This is a genomic window from Sulfurimonas sp. (assembly GCF_016744025.1).
Taxonomy (GTDB): Bacteria; Campylobacterota; Campylobacteria; order Campylobacterales; family Sulfurimonadaceae; genus Sulfurimonas.
Genome location: NZ_JADGFC010000198.1, coordinates 1 through 3,334, shown reverse-complemented (window position 1 = coordinate 3,334; position 3,334 = coordinate 1). Strand labels below are relative to the sequence as shown.

Sequence of the window (3,334 nt, the reverse complement as noted above, 5' to 3'; positions counted from 1 at the left end):
TTTAAAATCTTTGTATATTTAATTATCTAAAAATTTATTCTAATATAACCCTATAATAGCCAGTTTTATAAATATGAACAAAAAATATTTATTATCATTAATGCAAAAAACAAAATAATAAAAGCTTAATAAAGTACAATTGTGCAAGTAGTTTTTAACTATTAAATTGTATTACAAAGGATTTACAATGAAACTCTCTACAAGAATATTATCAATGATTATTAGTGCGCTAATTGCGTTAACAATTCTTTTAGGACTTTTGTCATCCCATTTCTCAAATGAAGAAGTTTCTTTTTTTACTAAGCAGTATAAAGAAGAACTTATAAAAGCAAGAAAAGCTGAGTTGAAAAGTGAAATGCGTATTGTCTTAAAAGTTGCACAACAAATCTACAAAGATAAAAAAGTAACTGGTGCAGATGATGATAGTATTAAAAAAGCTATAGTCACTAAACTAGAAGAGTTTCGTTTTTTTGATGATAACAGTGGTTATATTTTCGGATACGATTATGATGGAAATAATATTCTCCATGGTATTAACCCTTCTTCTCATGGCAAAAATAAAATGCATGTTCAAGACAGTAAAGGTGTTTTATTTGTTAAAGAATTAATAGATGCTTCAAAATCAAGTGATGGAGGATTTGTTTTGTATGAAGTGTCAAAACGAAAAGGTGGCAAGCCATTTCCTAAGATTAGTTATAGTCTTACTTTTGGACCTTATCAATGGATGTTAGGAACAGGTGTTTATATTGATAATATAGATGCAAATGTTAAACACCTTCAAGAAACAGTTGGAGCTCAGCAGAGACAAGATATGCAATTCTTTACAGGAATTTCCTTTGTAATTACTCTTCTTATTAGTATTATTGCTATTGTTATCATTAGACTCAAAATAACAACACCTCTTAATCAGTTAATTCTTCGTGCTCAAAATTTATCTAGTGGCGATGGTGATCTTACTCACAAACTAGAGGTTAATGGCAAAGATGAAATTGCACAAGCAAGTTTGGCAATTAATGACTTCATTGAAAAGGTACGTATTCTAATTGCAGATGCTAAACAACTTTCTACTGAAAATGCATCTATCGCTCATGAATTATCCACTTCTTCTTTATCAACCGGAAGACGAGTTGAAGATTCTACATCTATCATTCAAAGTACTACTGATAAAGCAGAAAATATCAAAGTTGAAATGCAAGACTCTATTAAAGAGGCAAATAGTAGTAAAGAAGAACTTGAAAAAGCTAATGGTTATATAGAAGAAGCAACTTCTTCTATCACACACCTTTCAGAGCAAATTCAACTAAGTGCAGATGCAGAACTTGGACTATCACAAAGGATAGAACAACTGAGTACAGATGCAGAACAAGTTAAAGAAGTCTTAACTGTTATTAATGATATTGCAGATCAAACAAACTTACTTGCGCTTAATGCAGCTATTGAAGCAGCAAGAGCTGGAGAACATGGTCGTGGATTTGCAGTTGTTGCTGATGAAGTTCGTAAACTAGCAGAGAGAACACAGCATAGCTTAACAGAGATTAATGCAACTATCAATGTAATTGTTCAAGGCATTTCTGATTCTAGTGGTCAAATGACTCAAAATGCTAAACAGATTGAAGAGTTAACTACAGTTGCTAGTGAGGTAGAAACTAAGATTACACAGATGAGTGAATCTATGGGTCATGCAGTAAGTATGTCTGATACAACTGTTAGCAACTATGTAGCAACTGGAGATGATATACAAGGTATTATAGAAAGTGTTACAAATGTGAATAAATTATCTAGTGATAATGCTAGAAGTGTTGAAGAAATTGTTAGTGCTGCAGAACATTTAAATAACATGACTGAAACATTAAATGCTAAATTGTCTGAATTTAGGACATAAGTAATAAGTTAAATAATTACTATTTAGCTTAAAAAACGAAACTTGTTTTTGGGTACGAGATTTTATAACTATATTTTAGTTATAATTCCATTAAAAATCCAAGGATAAGTTTTATGGGAATTCCTCAACCATCATTTTATATGTTTAAATGTGAACAATCGGCTCCTCCAGGTATGCCAAAACCATCATGTGTTACACCTGCAACACAAGACCTTTTTCAGCATCTTGCACAAAGATTAATGAAAGAAGGTATTATGGGAACTGTTCAACCAATACGAACTTCTTGTTTAAACCGCTGTTCTGCAGGTCCAGTTATGTTAGTAGAACCTGGTCATGTTATGTATGCAGGTCTTACTAAAGAAAAAATTGATAGAATAGTAACAGAGCATATACTTGGTGGAAACGTTGTTTGTGAATATGTAATTGATTCTGAGCTGTGGGATGAGCCAATAACTCCTGCTGACATGAAAAAACAGATGGGAATGTAGGAAAAGATAATGACTATAGAAATGTTATACAGCAAAATTCATCGTGCCACTGTTACAGATGCTAACCTAAACTATGTTGGTTCTATTACAATAGATGAAGAGCTTTTAGAAGCTTCAAAGATGAGAGTTGGACAAAAAGTTGAGATTTTAAATGTCAACAATGGTGAAAGATTTTCAACATATACTATCTTGGGCGAAAGAGGCAAAAGAGATATCTGTTTAAATGGTGCAGCTGCAAGAAAAGTTCACAAGGGTGATAAAGTAATTATAGTTGCATATGCAACTTATGATGAAAAAGATCTTGAGACTTACAAACCAAAAGTTGTTATCTTAGATGATAATAATGATATAGATTACGTAGCAGACAGCATCTAATGTTTGGAAATTTAGGCGACATGGGTAAGATGCTCGAGGGTATGCAAGAAAATGCAGGTAAACTTCAATCTGAACTTGAGTCTAAAATCTTTAATGTCAAATGTGGTGGCGGATTAATTGAAGTTATCATGAATGGTAAGGGTGAGGTTATTGATATAAATATTGATGACTCACTTCTTAGTGACAAAGACTCTCTACAAATACTTCTTATTGGTGCTCTAAATGATGCAAATAAGATGGTAGAAGCTAACAGACAAAGTAGTGCTATGGGAATGCTTGGCGGTATGGGTGGTATGAATCCCTTTGGATCAAAATAAATGTTTAGGCTATTTTTAGCTCTAAACTTTCTTCTGTTAAACCTTTTGGCCTGTAAAGGCGGATATGAAGCTTGTAAACTTAAAATAATTGATTCTCAATCTATTAAAAATCAAACATTACAAATCCCAGTTTTAGATAATAAAAGATTAATCTTCTCGAAAAACATTCCTAATGAAAAAATTATAAAACATGATCCTTTTTTATCTCTGTATCTCGTAAAAGATAAGAAAAAATTTAAATACCCTTTTAAGATAAATAATCACCTCTCTCT

General features: G+C 31.9%; 4 protein-coding genes and 1 pseudogene. All 5 read left to right on the top strand.

The genetic code is table 11. The features are described from left to right. Positions 1-187: 187 nt before the first annotated feature. Positions 188-1,882 carry a methyl-accepting chemotaxis protein gene (locus QZZ48_RS15065; protein ID WP_294967078.1) on the top strand — a complete coding sequence of 565 codons (1,695 nt, stop codon included), beginning with the start codon at positions 188-190 and terminating at the stop codon, positions 1,880-1,882. A 113-nt stretch (positions 1,883-1,995) separates the two neighbouring features. Then, positions 1,996-2,370 carry a (2Fe-2S) ferredoxin domain-containing protein gene (locus QZZ48_RS15060; protein WP_294967077.1) on the top strand — a complete coding sequence of 125 codons (375 nt, stop codon included), beginning with the start codon at positions 1,996-1,998 and terminating at the stop codon, positions 2,368-2,370. A 9-nt stretch (positions 2,371-2,379) separates the two neighbouring features. Then, on the top strand, positions 2,380-2,745 hold the full coding sequence (panD, locus tag QZZ48_RS15055) for an aspartate 1-decarboxylase (RefSeq protein ID WP_294967076.1): 366 nt from the start codon (positions 2,380-2,382) through the stop codon (positions 2,743-2,745). Then, entirely contained in the window at positions 2,745-3,062 is a 318-nt protein-coding gene (locus QZZ48_RS15050; RefSeq protein WP_294967075.1) for a YbaB/EbfC family nucleoid-associated protein, read from the top strand. Before panD ends, QZZ48_RS15050 begins: the two co-directional genes overlap by 1 nt. Further along, positions 3,063-3,334: pseudogene (locus QZZ48_RS15045) on the top strand (Pdz/Dhr/GlgF); the annotation flags it as partial.

What these genes read in the sequence shown, in the direction of transcription:
- QZZ48_RS15050 (WP_294967075.1), top strand. Translation starts at nt 2,745, where the DNA reads ATGTTTGGAAATTTAGGCGACATGGGTAAGATGCTCGAGGGTATGCAA.
- panD (WP_294967076.1), top strand. Translation starts at nt 2,380, where the DNA reads ATGACTATAGAAATGTTATACAGCAAAATTCATCGTGCCACTGTTACA.
- QZZ48_RS15065 (WP_294967078.1), top strand. Translation starts at nt 188, where the DNA reads ATGAAACTCTCTACAAGAATATTATCAATGATTATTAGTGCGCTAATT.
- QZZ48_RS15060 (WP_294967077.1), top strand. Translation starts at nt 1,996, where the DNA reads ATGGGAATTCCTCAACCATCATTTTATATGTTTAAATGTGAACAATCG.